The 17419-nt window shown below is 67.5% G+C and carries 12 protein-coding genes; 9 read left to right on the top strand and 3 right to left on the bottom strand.

Going from position 1 to position 17419, the window contains the following annotated elements; genetic code table 11:
- Positions 1 to 38 precede the first annotated feature (38 nt).
- Positions 39 to 1292 (top strand): multidrug effflux MFS transporter, encoded by a 1254-nt coding sequence (locus OPU71_RS06245; protein WP_267726287.1) that lies wholly within the window; start codon positions 39 to 41, stop codon positions 1290 to 1292.
- Between the two features lie 128 nt (positions 1293 to 1420).
- Here OPU71_RS06245 and OPU71_RS06240 read toward each other — a convergent pair whose 3' ends face one another.
- Positions 1421 to 1768 (bottom strand): antibiotic biosynthesis monooxygenase family protein, encoded by a 348-nt coding sequence (locus tag OPU71_RS06240; protein ID WP_267726285.1) that lies wholly within the window; start codon positions 1766 to 1768, stop codon positions 1421 to 1423.
- A 171-nt stretch (positions 1769 to 1939) separates the two neighbouring features.
- Between OPU71_RS06240 and OPU71_RS06235 the strand changes: the two genes are divergently transcribed.
- The 4 genes from OPU71_RS06235 to OPU71_RS06220 all read left to right on the top strand — a co-directional run bounded on the left by OPU71_RS06235 (position 1940) and on the right by OPU71_RS06220 (position 4755).
- Positions 1940 to 2716, top strand: coding sequence for a ferredoxin--NADP reductase (locus OPU71_RS06235; RefSeq protein WP_267726466.1), 777 nt, complete (start codon positions 1940 to 1942; stop codon positions 2714 to 2716).
- 189 nt (positions 2717 to 2905) lie between these two features.
- On the top strand, positions 2906 to 3595 hold the full coding sequence (locus OPU71_RS06230) for an ankyrin repeat domain-containing protein (protein ID WP_267726283.1): 690 nt from the start codon (positions 2906 to 2908) through the stop codon (positions 3593 to 3595).
- Between the two features lie 60 nt (positions 3596 to 3655).
- Positions 3656 to 4222, top strand: a complete 567-nt coding sequence (locus OPU71_RS06225; RefSeq protein ID WP_267726280.1) for a chromate transporter — start codon at positions 3656 to 3658, stop codon at positions 4220 to 4222.
- Complete coding sequence (locus tag OPU71_RS06220) at positions 4219 to 4755, top strand: chromate transporter (RefSeq protein WP_267726278.1); 537 nt, start codon at positions 4219 to 4221, stop codon at positions 4753 to 4755. Before OPU71_RS06225 ends, OPU71_RS06220 begins: the two co-directional genes overlap by 4 nt.
- A gap of 4 nt (positions 4756 to 4759) precedes the next feature.
- Here OPU71_RS06220 and OPU71_RS06215 read toward each other — a convergent pair whose 3' ends face one another.
- Positions 4760 to 5662 carry a LysR family transcriptional regulator gene (locus OPU71_RS06215; RefSeq protein ID WP_267726276.1) on the bottom strand — a complete coding sequence of 301 codons (903 nt, stop codon included), beginning with the start codon at positions 5660 to 5662 and terminating at the stop codon, positions 4760 to 4762.
- Between the two features lie 194 nt (positions 5663 to 5856).
- Between OPU71_RS06215 and OPU71_RS06210 the strand changes: the two genes are divergently transcribed.
- From OPU71_RS06210 to OPU71_RS06200, 3 genes are all read left to right on the top strand, one after another.
- The gene (locus tag OPU71_RS06210; RefSeq protein WP_267726274.1) at positions 5857 to 6513 is read left to right on the top strand and encodes a glutathione S-transferase family protein; all 657 of its coding nucleotides are present in this window, start codon (positions 5857 to 5859) and stop codon (positions 6511 to 6513) included.
- 118 nt (positions 6514 to 6631) lie between these two features.
- Complete coding sequence (locus tag OPU71_RS06205) at positions 6632 to 9286, top strand: cation-translocating P-type ATPase (RefSeq protein WP_267726272.1); 2655 nt, start codon at positions 6632 to 6634, stop codon at positions 9284 to 9286.
- 54 nt (positions 9287 to 9340) lie between these two features.
- A complete protein-coding gene (locus OPU71_RS06200; RefSeq protein WP_267726270.1) occupies positions 9341 to 9799 on the top strand; it encodes a glycine zipper 2TM domain-containing protein in 459 nt (152 codons plus the stop codon).
- On the opposite strand, the gene OPU71_RS06195 is transcribed toward OPU71_RS06200, so the two are convergent.
- Entirely contained in the window at positions 9789 to 11861 is a 2073-nt protein-coding gene (locus OPU71_RS06195) for a hypothetical protein (RefSeq protein ID WP_267726268.1), read from the bottom strand. The two genes, OPU71_RS06200 and OPU71_RS06195, sit on opposite strands and share 11 nt — an antisense overlap.
- A gap of 725 nt (positions 11862 to 12586) precedes the next feature.
- Here OPU71_RS06195 and OPU71_RS06190 point away from each other — a divergent pair.
- Positions 12587 to 17317, top strand: coding sequence for a carbohydrate binding domain-containing protein (locus OPU71_RS06190; protein ID WP_267726266.1), 4731 nt, complete (start codon positions 12587 to 12589; stop codon positions 17315 to 17317).
- Positions 17318 to 17419: the final 102 nt, after the last annotated feature.

The following is a 17419-nucleotide window of genomic DNA, read 5'->3' as shown; positions in this document are numbered from 1 at the left end:
CACCGCAAGCCCCCTTCCCTGTCATTGATCCTGCCCCCATGCCTCAGCCCCCTGAATTCGTCCCCGCCGTCACCTGGCACCAGCCGCGCTGGGTGCTCGCCGCCTTGCTGGCCACGCTGGCCATGCTCGGCCCCTTCGCCATCGACACCTACCTGCCGGCCTTCGAGGGCATCGCGCAGGGCCTGGCCACCACGCCGGTGCACCTGCAGCAAACCCTCTCGGGTTACCTGCTCGGCTTTTCCGTAATGATGCTGTTCCACGGCGCACTGTCTGACAGCTACGGCCGCCGGCCGGTCGTGCTGGTGGGGGTGGCGGTGTTCGCCCTTGCCAGCGTGGTGTGCGCCACCGCTTCGCATGTGGGGGTGCTGATCGGCGGCCGCGTGCTGCAGGGCATGAGCTGCGGCGCCGGCATCGTGGTCGGCCGCGCGATCGTGCGCGATCTGTTCGCCGCCCACCACGCGCAGAAGCTGATGAGCCAGATCACGCTGTTCTTCGGCGTTGCGCCGGCGATTGCGCCGATCATCGGTGGCTGGCTCTTCGCATGGCTGGGCTGGCGCTCGATCTTCTGGTTTCTCGCGCTGGTGGCGGTGGCGATCTTCGCGCTGGCTGCCCGTACCTTGCCGGAAACCTTGCCGCCCGCGCGGCGCCAGCCCTTCACCCCGGTGGCGCTGTCGCGCGGCTACTGGCAGGTGGTGTCGGACTACCGTTTCCTGCTGCTGACGCTGGCTTCCGGCGTGCCCTTCAACGCGATGTTCGTGTTCATCCTGTCGGCGCCGATGCTGCTGGGGCACCACCTGAACCTGGCGCCGACCCAGTTCTTCTGGCTCTTCTGCTGGGGCATCAGCGGCATCATGGGCGGCGCCTGGGCCAGTGGCCGCCTGGCCGGCAAGATCCCGCGCGAACGCCAGGTGCGCATCGGCTTCGGCATCCTGCTGGTGGTCTCGCTCGCCAACACGCTCTACCACCTGTGGCTGCCGGCCTCGGTGGTGTCGGCGATCCTGCCGGTGGGGCTGATCGGTTTTGGCTGGTCGTTGCTGGCACCGTGCGTGACGCTGCTGGTGCTCGACCGCTTTCCGCAGCGGCTGGGCATGGCGTCGTCGCTGCAAGCCTGCCTCGCGAGCCTGTCGAACGCCATCGTTGCCGGCGTGATCGCGCCGATTGCGATGGCGAGCGTCGCGGGGCTGAGCTGCGCTTCCTTCGTGCTGGCCTTCCTTGGCTGGGCGGCGTGGAAGCTCTACCGGATCGATGTGCGGCGCGAGCAGCGCCTCAAACGCCAGGGAAGGTCTGAATAAGTGAGCGAGAGGGATGCAGCGCAAGGCGCGGCGCGCGCAGCGACCAAGACATATCAAAGGGATAGGCGCGGGAGCGAGCACGCCGCAACGCAGCGATGCGCCGTCGCAGCCACTTATTCAGGCCTTCCCTAGGTGGCTTCGGGCTTGCGCATCGCATAGGCCCGTTCGACCCGCGCGACGCGCAGTTCAAAGCCGGCGTACCACTGGGCGCGCCCCAGCTGGCGGGCCACCTGATGTTCGGCGTTGGCCTTCCAGGCCGCGATGTCCGCCTCACTCGCCCAGTACGACACGGTGATGCCGAAGCCGGCCGCATCGCGTGTGCTCTCCATGCCGAGAAAGCCGGGCTGCTGCGCGGCCAGCGTCACCATGCGTTCGGCCATCTCGCCGTAGCCACCATCGGCATCGCTGCGCTGGTTGCTGAAGATCACCGCCCAGTAAGGCGGCTGCGGGGTTTGCGCAAAGCGCGACGAATCCATGGTGTCAGTCTCCTCGCCGCCCATCGCCGGGCCGCGCCGCTTTATTACCCATACAGCTATCAATGGCTTTGTTTATTACTTTTTTGTCGCATCTTATGCCGGCTTATGCCCTTGCGCACAGCAGGGCAGCCGTAAAATCCGGGCCTTCCGAATCCCTTGCCCTTTACGACCATGGCGGCCTACATCACTGAAATAGTGCTCAGCGTTCATCACTGGAATGACTCGCTGTTCTCGTTCACGACCACGCGCGACCGCGCGCTGCGCTACGAGAACGGCCAGTTCGTGATGATGGGGCTGGAAATCGACGGCCGCCCGCTCACCCGCGCCTACTCGATCGCCAGCGCCAACTACGAAGAGAGCCTGGAATTCTTCAGCATCAAGTTGCCCAACGGCCCGCTCACCTCGCGCCTTCAACAGATCCAGCCCGGCGACGACGTGCTGGTGTCGCGCAAGCCGACCGGCACGCTGGTACTGCACGATCTGCTGCCGGGCAAGCACCTCTACCTGTTTTCCACCGGCACCGGGCTGGCGCCCTTCATGAGCGTGATCCGCGATCTGGATGTGTACGACAAGTTCGAAAAGGTGGTGCTGATCCACGGCGTGCGCACGGTGTCCGAGCTGGCCTACGAGCATTACATCACCCACGAGTTGCCGCAGCACGAGTTCCTCGGTGAGGCGGTGAGCGAGAAGCTGATCTACTACCCGACCGTGACCCGCGAGCCCTACCGCAACCAGGGCCGCCTGACCGATCTGATCGAGTCCGGCAAGCTATTCGAGGACATCGGCCTGCCGCCGCTGGACCCGGCGGTGGACCGCGTGATGATCTGCGGCAGCTCGGCGATGCTCAAGGATTCACGCGAACTGCTCGACCGGCGCGGCTTCAAGATGTCGCGCCGCATCGGCGAACCCGGCGACTACGTGATCGAACACGCCTTCGTCGAAAAGTAAGGCGATTCCAGCTCCCCGCAAAGCCCGGCCCAGCGCCGGGCTTTTGCTTTGCCGCGGCATTTCGTGGCGCACCGCTGAGTTCTTGCGACAGCGCAAGGCAATCGGCGTCCGCTCGCCGGGTAATGTCATCTGGCCATGGCAGGGTTCGCAAGGCCATCCGCCCGAGAACAGATTGAACGAGGTCGCTCCATGACAGCCCTGCACGACGCCGCCTCGCGCGGCAACACCGCAGCAGCGCAGCGCTCGCTCGCCGCCGGCGAAGACGTCAATGCACTCGACGACGACCGCCACAGCTGCCTGCATCTGGCCACCGAGGCGGGCCGCGATGAATTGGTGACGCTACTGCTGCACGCCGGCGCGCGGCTCGACATCGCCGACCGCTTCGGCCGGTGTGCCCTGCACAGCGCCGCCTGCCACGGTTACGAAACCATCGCCCGCCACCTGCTCGATGCCGGCGCACCGGTGGATGCCACCGACGCCGAGCGCAGCACCGCGCTGTTCTGGGCCGCCGGCGACGGGCATGACTGCCTGGTGAGCCTGTTCATTGCCGCCGGCGCCAATGTGAATGCGCGCAACGTCTATCGCTCCAGCCCGCTCAACTGGGCCGCGCGCAACGGCCACGGCATCGTCGTCAGCCACCTGATCGCCGCCGGGGCCGACGTCAATGCCGCCTGCTCGAACGGCTGGACACCGCTGCATGAAGCCGCGATGTACGGGCATGTCGCGATCGTCGAAACCCTGCTCGCCGCCGGCGCCGACCCCGCGCTGGCCGATAAGCGCGACTTCACACCGCTGGGCCGCGCCGTGCAGCAGGGCCAGCACCAGGCCGCCACTACCCTGCGCGCGCACGGCGCCGTGCCGCTCACGATGCAGGCCTGAAGCGGCGCGACGGCCCGGCAGCACTCGCCGCCCGCACATCGCCCGCCGTACACTGCGGGCATGGACACCGTGACCCTCAATCCGCACCCGCGCTGCGCGGCCCTTTTTGCGGCTTTCTTCAGCGTTGGCATGCGCGGCTTTGGGGGCGTGCTGCCGTGGGCGCGCCGGATGCTGGTGGATGAACGGCATTGGCTCGACGACCGCGGCTTTACCGAATTGCTCTCGCTGGGCCAGCTGCTGCCGGGGCCGAACATCGTGAACCTCTCGGTGGTGTTCGGTGCGCGTTGCGCGGGTTGGCGCGGCGCCCTGGCAGCGGCCTCGGGCCTCCTGCTCGCACCATTGTTCATCGTGCTTCTGCTTGCCGAAGGCTGGCGCCACTTTGCAGCGGTACCTTGGCTGCAAGGGGTGCTGACCACGGTAGCGGCGGCCGCCGCAGGGCTGATCCTGGCCACCGGGGCAAAGCTTGCACAGAAACTCGAACCCGCGTGGTGGTCACGCCTGCTGGCAGCGGCCACCTTTGTCGCCATTGCCTGGCTGCGCCTGCCACTGCTTGCGGTGCTGGCCGTGGCCGCGCCTTGCGGCATCGCGCTGGCCTGGCGCGATCTGCAAACGGAGAAGCGGCGATGAGCAACGCGGCAGCGCCAAGCCTGGGCGAACTGCTGCTTGGCTGCGCCACCCTCTCGCTGGTGGCCGTAGGTGGCGCCAATGCCATCGTGCCCGAGCTGCACCGCCAGGTTGTCGATATCCACCGCTGGCTGAGCGGGCCGGAGTTCGCCACCCTCTTTGCCATTGCGGCGACGGCGCCCGGCCCGAACGTACTGGTGGTGACGCTGATTGGCTGGAAGCTGGGCGGGATTCCCGGCGCACTGCTGGCCACGGCGGGGATCTGCGGACCCTCTTCCGTGCTGGCCTTCACGGTCGGCAAGGCCTGGGAACGCCTGCGCGCATCGCCCGGGCGGCAGGCCCTGGAGCGCGGCCTTGCGCCGGTCACGATCGGGCTGGTGCTGGGCAGCGGCTGGCTGCTGAACGCGGCAGCCGCCACCGACTGGCGCGGCTGGCTTGTCGCAGGCGTTGCGGCGGCGGCCTACTGGCGTGCGCGTTTCAACCCGCTTTGGGTGCTGGCTGGCGCGGCGTTACTGGGCGCTTTCCTGCTGTCCTGAACGCTCACAACGACGCGCCGATCCGCGCGGGCAGGGCCTGTCGCAGGCATTCCACGAACAGGCGGGTGCGCGCGGGCAATAGGCGCGCTTGCGGATACACCACGTTCACCGGCAGGGGCGGCAAGCAGTAGTCGGCCAGGAGCACGCATAGCTGCCCCGCTTCGACCAGCGGCGCGACCTGGTAAGAGAGGAACATGCCGATGCCGACCCCGTCGACACAGGCATCGATGAGCGGTGCGGCCTGGTTGCTGGCGATCGGCCCGCTGACGAGCACTTCGTGCCGCACGCCTTCGTCCAGGTACTGCCACTCGGCCCGCGGCGAGACCACGGTAAAGCGCAGGCAGGCGTGGCGCGCGAGTTCGCGCGGGTGCTGCGGCCAGCCAGCGCGTGCCAGGTAAGCAGGGCTGGCGCACCAGACACGGCGCACCTCACCCACGGCATGAGCGACCAAGCCGGAGTCCGGCAGATGGGCAATGCGGATGCCAAGGTCGACGCCCTCCTCGACCATGTCGACGATGCGGTCGAAGAGCAGGGCTTCGATGCGCACCTCGGGGTGCTGGCGCGCAAACTCGGTGGCGAGCGGCAAGACATGCATGCGCCCGAACAGGGCCGGGGCGGTGAAGCGCAGCGGCCCGCGCGCCACTTCACCCGGCTGCCCCAGCAAGGCTTCGGCATCGCTGATCTCGGCCAGGATGCGCTGGCAGCGGGCGTGGAAGTCGCGCCCCTCGGGGGTCAGGGCCATGCGCCGGGTGGTGCGATTGAGCAGGCGCACGCCGACGCGCTGCTCCAGCCCGGCGAGCAGACGCACCATCGACGGTGTGGAGAGCTGCATCGCCTCGGCCGCCGCGGTGAGGCTGCCTGCGTCCACGATGCGCACGAAGGCTTCCATCTCGCGCAGTTTGTCCATCGGGGCATTATTGCTTCACATGGCGGAATAATCCATTCCACCAAAAGCCATTTATCCGGCGGATGAATAGATCCATGATGCGCGCCTTGCTTGCTGCAGCCGGCGGCACGCTTCGCGCTGGCCCGCCGGCCGCTGTCACACGGATTCAATACTTCGCGGCGCATGCTGCGGCCCTCACCCAAGGGAGGACGGCCATGATCACCCTCTACACCTACGCGCAATCGGGCAACTGCCACAAGGTTCGCCTGTTTCTGAACCTGCTCGGGCTCCCCTTCGAAACGCGCGAGCTCAACCTCGCACAAGGTGAGCACCGGACCGAGCAGATGCTGGCGCTGAACCCGCTGGGCCAGGTGCCGGTACTCTCCGACGGCGAGAAAACCTTCGCCGATTCGCAGGCGATCCTGGTGTACCTGGCGCGCCGCTACGGTGCCGAGCACTGGCTACCGCTGGACCCGGAAGGCCTGGCCAAAGTCACCCGCTGGCTCGCCGCGGCCGCCAGCGAAGTGCAATTCGGCCCGGCTGCGGCGCGCGTCAGCGTGGTCTTCCGTGGCGAAGCACCGACTGACGAAGTGAGCAAGCGCAGCATCCGCCTGCTGCAAGCCATGTCGCGCACGCTCGCGCTGGGCGAGTGGCTGACCGGCGAGCAGGCGTCGATTGCCGATGTGGCGATGTTCCCCTACCTCTCGGTCGCCGAGCACGGCTTGATCGACCTCGCCCCTTTCCCGCGCGTGCGCGACTGGCTCGCCCGGGTTGCCGCACTGCCCGGTTTTGTGCCGATGCCGGACCTGAGCCCCGAAATGGCCGCGCGGCGCGACAGCGTACTCGCCGCCATCGCACTCAAGGCCGCCTGAGCCCGCGCAGGGCGCGCCGCGCCCTGCAAAACCGCTCGTCGCCGCGCGCAGGCCGGCGCACAATCCGGGTGTCTGCCTGTCGCGCACGGGTTCGTGCGCCTTCCTGGCGGCGCACGAGATGACACACATCGCCCACCTGACTCCGGAAGCCGCACTCGCGAGCCTGCGCAGCTCGCCGCAGGGCTTGTCGGCCGCGGACGTTGCGCGCCGCACCGCCGAATACGGTGCCAACCAGGTTGAGGCCGCGCGGCGTGAATCCGTGTGGCTGGTGTTCCTGCGCGAGTTCACCCACTTCTTCGCGCTGATTCTGTGGATCGGCGCGGCGCTCGCACTGCTGGCCGATTACTACCAACCCGGCGAAGGCATGCACGCGCTGGCGCTGGCCATCCTTGGCGTCATCCTCATCAACGGCGTTTTTTCGTTCTGGCAAAGCTGGCGCGCCGAACGCGCATTGGCCGCCTTGCGCGGGCTGTTGCCGCAGCAGGTGATCGTGATTCGCGACGGCATCGAGCAGACCATCGAGGCCGTTGCGCTGGTGCCGGGCGACATCGTGCTGATCGCTGAAGGCGATCGCGTGCCAGCCGACTGCCGCATTCTTGAAAGCACCGGCATCCGGGTGAATCTCGCGACCCTCACCGGCGAGGCCTACGCGCGTGCCGGCGTGGCCGAAGCGGCGAGCGAGCCGGACGTGCAGGCCGCGCGCAACCTGCTGCGCGCCGGCACCCTGGTGGTCTCTGGCCGCGCCACGGCACTGGTGTTTGCGACCGGCATGCACACCGAGTTCGGGCGCATCGCGCACCTGACGCAAACCGCCGGCGAGGTGGAATCGCCGCTGCAGCGCGAGATCCGCCACGTTTCGCGCATCGTCGCGCTGATCGCCAGCGGGCTTGGCGTGGTGTTCTTCCTGATCGGCCACGCGGTCGGGCTGCCCTTCTGGGACACCTTCATGTTCGCGATCGGCGTGATCGTCGCCAACGTGCCGGAGGGGCTCCTGCCCACCGTCACCTTGTCGCTGGCGATGGCCACCCAACGCATGGCCAAACGCAACGCGCTGGTCCGGCACCTGCCGGCGGTCGAAGCACTGGGTTCGACCACCGTGATCTGCTCCGACAAGACCGGCACCCTGACCGAGAACCGCATGAAGGTGGCGCGCTGGCACGTCTGGCAGGGCGTCGACACAGCGCCCGCCGCGCTGCGTGAGGTCGCCGGGCAGTGCCACGATCTGCGCTTTCCGCCCACCGGCGCAAGCGGCGATTCGATGGAACTGGCGCTCTGGGCCTTCGGTGGCAAGCCAGCGCTGGCGCCGCGCACCGGCGAGTTGCCCTTCGACGCCGACCGCCGCCGCATGTCGGTGATGCTGGCCAGCGCCGAGGGCAGCCTGCTGCTGTGCAAGGGCGCGCCCGAATCGGTGCTGCCGTGCTGTGCCACACGCTGGACGAGTGCCGGCGAGGTGGCGCTCGACGCGCACGCGCGCGCGCACTTCGCCCGCGAGCAGGACGCCATGGCCACCGCCGGCTTGCGCGTGCTGGCCTGCGCCGGCCGCCACTTCAAGGCCGGCGAGCCAATTGCCGAAGCGGGCCTGTGCCTGTACGGCCTGATCGGCCTTGAAGACCCGCCACGCGCCGACGTGGCCGAAGCGGTGGCGCGCTGCCATGGGGCCGGCATCCGCGTGATCATGATCACCGGCGACCACCCCGGCACCGCGCTGGCCATTGCGCGCCAGATCGGTCTGGTACGCGGCGCGTCGCCCAGCGTGCTGCGCGGCGACGCGGTGCGGAAAATGACGCCGGCGCAGTTGCAACTGGCGCTCGACGCACCCGAGGTGCTGTTCGCCCGCGTCAGCGCCGAACAGAAGATGCTGGTGGTGCAGGCACTGCAACGCAAGGGCGAGATCGTTGCCGTTACCGGCGACGGCGTGAACGACGCGCCGGCGCTCAAGACGGCCGACATCGGCATCGCAATGGGCCTGAGCGGCACCGATGTCGCCAAGGAGGCGGCCGATCTGGTGCTGCTGGACGACCACTTCGGCAGCATCGTCAACGCGGTCGAGGAAGGCCGTGCGGTGTTCGAGAACCTGCGCAAGTTCCTCACCTACATCCTCACCTCCAACATCCCGGAAGTCGTCCCCTACCTGGCCTTCGTGCTGCTGCGCATTCCCTTGCCGCTCACGGTGATCCAGATCCTCGCCGTCGACCTTGGCACCGATCTTGTCCCCGCGCTGGCACTGGGGGCCGAGCCGCCGCGCGAGGACGTGATGCGCCAGCCGCCGCGGCGCCGGGGCGAACGCCTGCTCTCGTGGCCGGTGCTGCTGCGTGCCTACCTGTGGCTGGGCATGATCCAGGGCGCGGTATCGATGGCCGCGTTCTTCCTCGTGCTGCACCTGGGCGGCTGGCAGTGGGGCCAATCGCTGGCGCGGCATGATCCGCTCTACCTCAGCGCCACCACCGCCTGCCTCGCCGCCATCGTAGCGGCGCAGGTGGCGAATCTGTTTGTCTGCCGCGATCCGCTCGCGGCCAGTTGGCGCCTGCCGCTGCGCAAGAACCCGCTGCTGCTCGTCGGCCTGGTCTGCGAGCTGGGCTTGCTGGCGCTCATCGTCTACACCCCGGCGGGGCAATTGCTGTTCGGCACGACCGCCCTGCCGGCCTGGCTGTGGCTGGTCTTCGCCGGCGCCGCAGCCCTGCTGTTCGTGCTGGAAGAGACGCGCAAATTCGCGCTGCGTGGGCGGCTGCGGCGACATGGCGCCTGTCAGCCACCTGCCCGGCTGGCGCGTTAAGGCAGCATCACACCCGGCAGGCCGGCCGCGCCGGGGCCCAATCAGGAGTCAGTCATGAAACTTCACAGCCTCGTTCTCGCCAGCGCCCTCTGCCTGAGTTTGAGCGCCTGCATGTCCACGCTCTCGGGCGACAGTTACTCGCGTGAGGAAGCACGCAAGGTGCAGACGGTGGAATACGGCGAGATCGTCGCCCTGCGCCCGGTGGTGCTCGAAGGCACCAAGACACCGATCGGCACGATCGCCGGCGCGGCCATCGGCGGCATTGCCGGCAGCGCGGTCGGCCAGGGCAAGGGTGCGGACATCGCGGCCGTGGTCGGCGCGGTGGCGGGTGGCATCGTCGGTTCGACGGTCGAAGAGGCCGCCACACGCTCGCAGGCGGTGGAGATCACGCTGCGGATGGCGCGCGGCGAAACCATTGCGGTGGTGCAGGCGGTCTCCGAGCAGGACGACTTCAAGGTGGGCGACAAGGTGCGCCTGCTCTCGAGCGGCGGCACCTCACGCGTCAGCCGCTGAGCGCGTCGGCGTCCTCGAACACCCAGGCAAATTGCTGGCGCAGGATCAGCGCAGTGATGCGCCGGTCACGTTCGGCGCGGGCGCGGTTGATGCCGATCAGCCTTTGCCAGGCGGCGTCCTGCAAGGCGTAGTCGTTGGTTTCGCTGGCGATCGCGATCAGCACGGTGCTTGCCTTGCGCAACCAGTCTTCGCGCAGCGCCGCCGGGTTGTCGATGACGCTGCGCAGGCTTTGCAGGGCTTGCGCGGAATCGCCCCGCAGCCAGGCAAGGCGGCCCCGGTGCAGGGTGATGCCGAGCGGGCCGAGCAGGCCGCGCTCAGGATTCGATTCGCGTTCAGCGGCCTCGAGCAGGGCATCCACCTCGTCGTACTGCGCGTTGGCCAGCAGGACATCGATCAGGCTGTCGCGTGCGCGCGCCTTGCGCGATTCGGGCACTTCACTGCGCGCCAGCCAGGTTTGCAGCAAGGCACCAGCTTCGTCATTGCGCCCGAGTTCCGACAATGAGCAGGCATGGTTGTTGGCGGCCAGCAGCGCCGGCACCCATTCGCCGGCGGCGGCCAGTTGCCCGGTGAGCGGGCCGGCCAGCTCGCAGGCCGCCGCGTGCCGCCCGCCGCTAGCGAGCAGGAAGAGTTGATCGAGCGCAATCCAGTGGCCGCCCTCGCCGCCCAGCGCTTCGCTGTTGTGCGCCGCGCAGGCAAGCACGGCAAGCCCCGCATCGATCAGGCCAAGCGAACCCAGGCACACCGCGAGTGAGCGGCGCAGCTCCATTTCCAGGCGCAGATCGGGCAGATCCGCTGCCTCGCACACCGCCTGCACCGCCCAGCCCAGCGCCGCTTCGCCGCGCCCGAGCAAGCCACCCAGGCGCGCCATCAGGCCGAGCAGCCGGGCGGCGATGATCCGCTCGCCGGCGGCGAGCGCATCGGCTCGGGCCGCTTCCGCCAGCGCGAAGGCGCGCTGCGGATCGCCGCCACGGTGGTAGGTAAGCCAGACCTCGCTCACCGCAGGCGCATCGGGCAGCGCGGTGGCGCTGGCACGCGCGGGGTCAAAGGCCCAGGCGCAGTCGCGGCGGATCAGCGCCTCGGTGACACGCCGATCTGCCTGCGCGCGATTGTCGGAGAGCGCCATCAGGTGGCGGTACCCCTGCGCCTGCAGCATCAGGTCTTGCTGGTCGCGCGCGATGTCGATGAGCAGGTCGGACGCCTTCTGCAACCAGTCCTGCCGCAGGGTGGCGGGGTCTTGCAGCACGTCACGCAGCAGTTCGAGCGCGCGGCGCCCGTCGCCTTCTGCCCACGCAATGCGGGCCTGGAAGAAGCGCGCCGAGCGGTGCGCGAGATCCGGCCGTGTTTCTGCCGCGCCGCGCGCCAGCACGCCGGCGACGAAGCGTGCCTCGTCGAACTGGCGCGCCGCGAGCGCCACCGTCAGCAGGGTTTCGTAGCAGCGCAGCTTGTGGTGGCTGGGCACGGCGTCATGGGCAATCCAGGGCGCGAGCAAATCCTGCGCGGCATCGAAGCGGCCGAGCTCGACCAGCGCAGACGCGTGGTTGTTGGCCGTCGCGATGGCCGGGATCAGGTCGCCCCGGCTGACGAATTCGGCCAGCAGGGGCTCGGCAAGCTCACAGCAGGCCTCAAACTCGCCGCACATCCCCAGCACGAAGCTGAAATCGAGGCGCGAGCGAAGGACCGCCTCGGTGTCGCCCTGCGCTGCGAAATCACGTATCGCCGCGGCGTTGGCCGCGCGCGCCAGCGGCTTGAGGCCGAGGATCGCAAGGACCAGGCCCATCGCCTGGCGCAGTTCCGCCATCGCCACCGGGTCGGCGCTCCGGTGCGCCAGCACCGCCGCACCCACCATGCCGAGCAAGGCGTCGACATTGCGGTTGCGCACGCCCAGATAGCGCCCTCGGCGCGCGGCACGGCGCGCCGCGCCGCGCAGATCGCCGGCGCCTTGCGCGCGATCGGCTGCTGCCTCCAGGCATGTGATCGCCTCGTCCAGCCGGCCCTCGAAGTAGAGCGCTTCGGCGGCAAGCAGTTCGGGATCCGGCGCGAGGGGGGTGCTCTGTGAATCCATTCTGGGCCTGGGGGCGGCAGAGTGTCCTGGTCTGTTTATCGGCGCCGAGGTGGCGAACTGATGCATCGCGGACACGCTGCGATGCAGTTTTGTTTATCGGGCAATTAGTTTTTGCAACAAATTTGCTGCAGCGCACCATCTTACATCCGCTTGGCTTTGCTGTTGGTTGTGACTTATTTCACACCGATATTGCACCGCAATGCAACATGAGATTTTCTTGAAATTTTACAAATCCACTGATTAACTGTTATCTACACATTCGAGGTGCCATCAAGGTACCCGGCACTTCCGTTGCGGATCCACGTGCCGACCCTCCCGGGTCGGATTGCGCGTCGTGGTAGGGCTTCTCCGGCAATGGTCCAGGATTGATCCATGGAGTCTTCAGCATGAAGCTCAGATGCGCGCGCGCAGCGCTCGACTGCCCACTTCCGTCGTCACGCCCGGCTTCGCCGCCGCGGCCAATGCTCGCCCGAACCCTGCGCCCGATGCCGCCGCGCTAGCGCCGCGGCCGCCGCCAAGCCCATGTCCGCCTTTGTCCGCTCGCGCTGCGAGCGGCGCAGTGCCGCCTTGCACGCGCTTTCCGTTTGCCCCCTGCTCCAGCAGCGCAGCGCGCCCCCGCAAGGCCCCTCAACCCTACTCGCCGGCCGCATCGAACGGACCGGGGCAGCACCCGTCGCACCCGCGGAGCAGGCCCAAAACAACAGAAGGTTCCAGAGGAGAAGACCATGCGTTTTCGCATGAAGCCACTTGCCCTGTGCGTCGCGACGCTGTTCGCGACCGGGCTGACGGTGGCAGAGGTGGAGGCCGGCATTCCTGCCGCGCACGTGTATCACAACCATATGCCGAATTTCTGGCCGTTCTACGCGGTCGATGTGGCGGCGAAGTACAACAGCACCGCGATCGGTTCGCCGGTGCGCTACACCTACGACGGCGAGGTGATCAACCTCAAGAAGAGCCCTCCCGCCGGCTACAGCTACTTCCTGCCGGCATCGCAGGGCGGCGGCATCATGCCGCACGACGCGCTGGAAAGTAACAAGTACTACGACCAGGATGCCAAGTCGGGCGCCTACATGGGCTGGCCGATGCAGGTGGCCAATGAGCTGCAGGGCTTCGGTGGCGGCAAGGGGCAGATTCACGTCACGATGTCGGGCGCGGTGATCAACAACGTGCAGAGCCTCAACGAGCTCAACAACATTGCGCGCTACAACAACCCGAGCTGGGGCACGGCGTGGAAGAACACCTACGACGGCCTCAAGACGACGAACAACAACCGCACGCTGGATCTGATCCACTTCACCGGCCACCACACGATGGGGCCGCTGGTGGGGCCGGACTACTTCCTCAAGGACCTGATTTTCCAGAACGTCACCCAGGCGCAGTCCTACTTCCTGGGCGGCAGCTACAAGTCCTCGAAGGGCTTCTTCCCGACCGAGCTGGGTTTCTCGGATCGCCTGATCCCGACGCTGGCCAAGCTGGGCGTGCAGTGGTCGGTGCTCGGCAACAACCACTTCTCGCGCACGCTGAAGGACTACCCGTACGCGCGCTTTGACGCGACCGGCGACACCCTGGTTTCGCCGCCAAACCGTGCCGACCTGCGCAACACCTCGACCACCGGCACCTGGGTTGCCAACGGCATGGCGCACGAGAAACAGGTGATCGTCAACAAGTTCCCGTTTGCCTCGACCCCGCACAACGTGCGCCACGTCGACCCGGCAAGCGGCGCTGTCACGCAAGTCGCCGGCATTCCGGTGAGCCAGAACGGCTCCTGGGAAGAAGGTTGGGAAGGGCAGATCTCGGTTGACGAGCTGACGCCCTACGCCGCGCTCGAACCGCGCCAATTCTTCGTGATCGCGCACGACGGCGACAACGGTGACGGCCGTGCCGGATCGATCAACACCTGGCAGTCGGGCTACAGCACCACCTGCGCGGGCAACGGTTACTGCCTCGGGATCGACGAGTACCTCAAGGCCTTCCCAATTCCGGCCAGCGACATCGCGCATGTGCAGGATGGCTCCTGGGTCGATACCCGCGATTCATCTTCGGACCCGACCTGGTATCACTGGCACCTGCCACCGATGATCTGGGCCGGGCAGTTCGCCAGCTTCAACACCGCCACCGGAATGAACCTGGCGCCGAAGAAGGATCTCAAGGGCAATCCGGAAGGCGCGACCGTCTCGCTCGAACACGGCTGGCACTACCTGGAGCGTAACTTTGCACTGCTGCAGGCAGCCCAGAACTACGCCAAGACGGCTGAGCAGATCTGGCTTGATGCACACCCGAGCTACTGGTCGCCGACCACCGCACTCGACAAGGAAGTGACCCACGCGGGCAACCAGCTCAACCCGTGGATGATGTCCTACCCGGTCAAGGGCGACGCGAGCAAGGACTACGCAGGCGGCGCCAACCCGGCTGAGCTCGCCTGGTACTTCCTGCTGCCGGCCATGGATTCGGGCTTCGGTTACTACGACGAAAACAAGGACGACAGCGTCAAGCCGACGCTTGCGTTCAACAACTCGCTCGCCTTCTCCAAGCCCTACGTCACCACCAATCTGGCCAAGGACAAGACCGGCCCCTCGCTGTGGTGGCCGCAGCGCTATCCGTACAACCCGGGTTCGGTGAACGGTTCCAAGGCCGAGGGCTACACCGTCCAGCACTACAGCAAGGACTTCGCGATCTACACCTATGGCTACGACGTTTCGGGCGTAGCCAGCGCGAAGGTGATGGTGCGCCCGCACACCAAGAAGACGATTGACGCCACCGACGACACCTACAAGGTTTATGACCCGGCGGCGATGGTCGGCAAGCCCGGGCTCTCGATCACCCCCGCCAACGTCGGCGCGTGGAAGTCCTACACGATGCAGATGCGCGACCTCAAGCCGGTGATGAACGGCGTGGCCTGGAACAAGACCACGCAAGACACCCTGGCCGTGGTGCCCGCGCAGGAGATCGGCAACCTCTACTACACCTACCTCACTGAGTACCGCGACCAGTTGCTCGACTACTACGTCGAGATGACCGACGCGAAGGGCAACGTCACCAAGTCCGAGATCCAGCAGGTCTACGTTGGCGCCGGCACCTACTCGCCCAGCGCAACCGGGTCCGGCTATGTCGAAGATGTGAACGGCAGCGTGCCGGGCGTCTACCCCTTCCTGGTCATCGACAGCACTGCGCCCACCACCCCGGGCACGCCGGCCGCCGGCACCACCACCGACCGCAGCGTCAAGCTGAGCTGGGCCGCGTCGACCGACAACGTCGGCGTGACCGGCTATCAGGTCTTCCGCGATGGCGTGATGGTCGGCACCAGTGCAACTGCCAGCTACACCGACAGCGGCCTCACCGCTTCCACCGCCTACAGCTATCAGGTGCTCGCGGTGGATGCCGCCGGCAACCAGTCGGCCAAGAGCGGCAGCATGTCGGTGACGACCAAGGTGCCGGATACGATCGCCCCGACCGCGCCAGGCACCCCGGTTGGCTCGAACCTGACGGCCAGCTCGGCAACCATCAGCTGGCCGGCGGCGACCGACAACTACGGCGTGGCCCAGTATCAGGTGTTCCGTGGCGGTGTGCAGGTGGGCACCAGCTCCGGCACCAGCTACAACGACAGCGCGCTGATGCCTTCGACCACCTACAGCTACACGGTCAAGGCCGTGGATGCGGCCGGCAACATTGGCCCCGCCAGCGCTGCGGGCTCGGTAACCACGCAGGCCGGCAACGTTGCCACGGTTTACTACAAGCCGGCAGCAAGCTGGACGGTGGCCAACCTGCACTACTCGCCGATCGGCGGCACCTGGACGGCCGTACCGGGCGTCACGATGGCGGCTGCATGTACCGGCTGGAAGGTCTACACCGCCAACCTTGGCAGTGCAGCCGGCCTCACCGCTGCGTTCAACAACGGATCGGGCACCTGGGACAACAACGCCGGCAAGAACTACAGCCTCGGTACCGGCATCCAGGTGGTCGAGAACGGTGGCGTCACCAGCGGCACCAGCCCCTGCGTGCCGGATACGCAAGCGCCCACGGTACCGACCGGCATCACCGCCACACCGATCGATGCCAACAGCGTGCGCGTCACCTGGACGGCATCGACTGACAACGTCGGCGTGATGGGCTACTACGTGTTCCGTGGCGGCGTGCAGGTGGGTAACGTGACCACCGGCACCGGCTTCACCGACAATGGCCTCGCCGCATCGACCACCTACACCTACAAGGTGCAGGCCTACGATGCCGCGGGCAACAAGTCGGGCGACAGCGCAACGGTGAGCGTGACGACACCGGCGATGACCGACACGCAGGCACCCACGGTGCCGAGCGGTCTGACGCCGTCGAACATCACGACCACCGGCGCCACGGTCAGCTGGACGGCATCGACCGACAACGTCGGCGTCGCCACCTACCTGGTGCTGCGCAACGGCACGCAGATCGCCACCACCGCAGCCACCAGCTACACCGACTCCGGCCTTGTGGGCGGCACCACCTACAGCTACACGATCAAGGCGCAGGATGCGGTCGGCAACACCTCGGCGGCCAGCACGGCGCTGTCGGTGACGACCTCGGGCGGCAACACCGCGACGATCTATCACAAGATCCCGAGCGGCTGGGCCAGCACCAACGTCCACTACGCCCCCACCGGCGGCAGCTGGACGGCGGTACCCGGCGTGGCGATGGATCCGGCCTGTACCGGCTGGAAGATGCAAACCGTTTCGCTGGGTGCGGCCACAAGCCTCGCCGCAGTGTTCAACAACGGCGCCGGCACCTGGGATAACAACGGCGGCAACAACTACGCGCTCACCAGCGGCATCTCGGCCATCAACGCGGGTGTGGTCACCAAGACCAACCCCTGCAGCGGCGGCGACGTCACACCGCCGACGGTACCGACCGCGTTGACCAAGACCGCCGCCACGCCGACCAGCGTGTCGCTCTCCTGGACGGCGTCGACGGATAACGTCGGCGTCACCGGGTACGACGTGCTGCGCGCCGGCGTGAAGGTGGGCAGCACCGCCACCACGAGCTACACCGACACCACCGTTTCGCCCAACACCGCCTACAGCTACACGGTACGGGCCTACGATGCCGTCGGTAACACCTCGGCCGCCAGCACCGCCTTGTCGGTCACGACACCGGCGGCGACCGCCTGCCAGGTGAAGTTCACCATCGCCAACGCGGCCACCGTCACCGGCCAGAACCTCTACGTCGTCGGCAACCAGACGGCGCTGGGCAACTGGACGCCGGCTTCGGGCTACCTGCTGGCGATCCAGGGCTCGGGTGCCAACGTCCCCTGGAGTGGCACAACAACCTTGCCGGTGAGCACCGCGGTGCAGTACAAGTATGTGAAGTGGAACGGCTCAACCGCAGTGTGGGAGAGCAACCAGACGACGAGTTCCGGCAACCGCGAACTGAGCACGCCTGCAAGCTGCAGCGCCGTGATCGATCGCGCCGACGGCAACTTCAAGTTCTGATGCAGCAAACGGGCTGCGCAAGCAGCCCGCAACGGCACCGCCCCGCAGGCGGTGCCGTTTGCGCAGCGGGTCGCCGCCCGTTGCGCAAACGGCTCACCGGAA

This window comes from Niveibacterium sp. 24ML (assembly GCF_026586805.1).
Classification (GTDB): domain Bacteria; phylum Pseudomonadota; class Gammaproteobacteria; order Burkholderiales; family Rhodocyclaceae; genus Niveibacterium.
This window is presented reverse-complemented; position numbering and strand designations above follow the sequence as displayed.

What these genes read in the sequence shown, in the direction of transcription:
- OPU71_RS06245 (WP_267726287.1), top strand. Translation starts at nt 39, where the DNA reads ATGCCTCAGCCCCCTGAATTCGTCCCCGCCGTCACCTGGCACCAGCCG.
- OPU71_RS06240 (WP_267726285.1), bottom strand. Translation starts at nt 1,768, where the DNA reads ATGGATTCGTCGCGCTTTGCGCAAACCCCGCAGCCGCCTTACTGGGCG.
- OPU71_RS06235 (WP_267726466.1), top strand. Translation starts at nt 1,940, where the DNA reads ATGGCGGCCTACATCACTGAAATAGTGCTCAGCGTTCATCACTGGAAT.
- OPU71_RS06230 (WP_267726283.1), top strand. Translation starts at nt 2,906, where the DNA reads ATGACAGCCCTGCACGACGCCGCCTCGCGCGGCAACACCGCAGCAGCG.
- OPU71_RS06225 (WP_267726280.1), top strand. Translation starts at nt 3,656, where the DNA reads ATGGACACCGTGACCCTCAATCCGCACCCGCGCTGCGCGGCCCTTTTT.
- OPU71_RS06220 (WP_267726278.1), top strand. Translation starts at nt 4,219, where the DNA reads ATGAGCAACGCGGCAGCGCCAAGCCTGGGCGAACTGCTGCTTGGCTGC.
- OPU71_RS06215 (WP_267726276.1), bottom strand. Translation starts at nt 5,662, where the DNA reads ATGGACAAACTGCGCGAGATGGAAGCCTTCGTGCGCATCGTGGACGCA.
- OPU71_RS06210 (WP_267726274.1), top strand. Translation starts at nt 5,857, where the DNA reads ATGATCACCCTCTACACCTACGCGCAATCGGGCAACTGCCACAAGGTT.
- OPU71_RS06205 (WP_267726272.1), top strand. Translation starts at nt 6,632, where the DNA reads ATGACACACATCGCCCACCTGACTCCGGAAGCCGCACTCGCGAGCCTG.
- OPU71_RS06200 (WP_267726270.1), top strand. Translation starts at nt 9,341, where the DNA reads ATGAAACTTCACAGCCTCGTTCTCGCCAGCGCCCTCTGCCTGAGTTTG.
- OPU71_RS06195 (WP_267726268.1), bottom strand. Translation starts at nt 11,861, where the DNA reads ATGGATTCACAGAGCACCCCCCTCGCGCCGGATCCCGAACTGCTTGCC.
- OPU71_RS06190 (WP_267726266.1), top strand. Translation starts at nt 12,587, where the DNA reads ATGCGTTTTCGCATGAAGCCACTTGCCCTGTGCGTCGCGACGCTGTTC.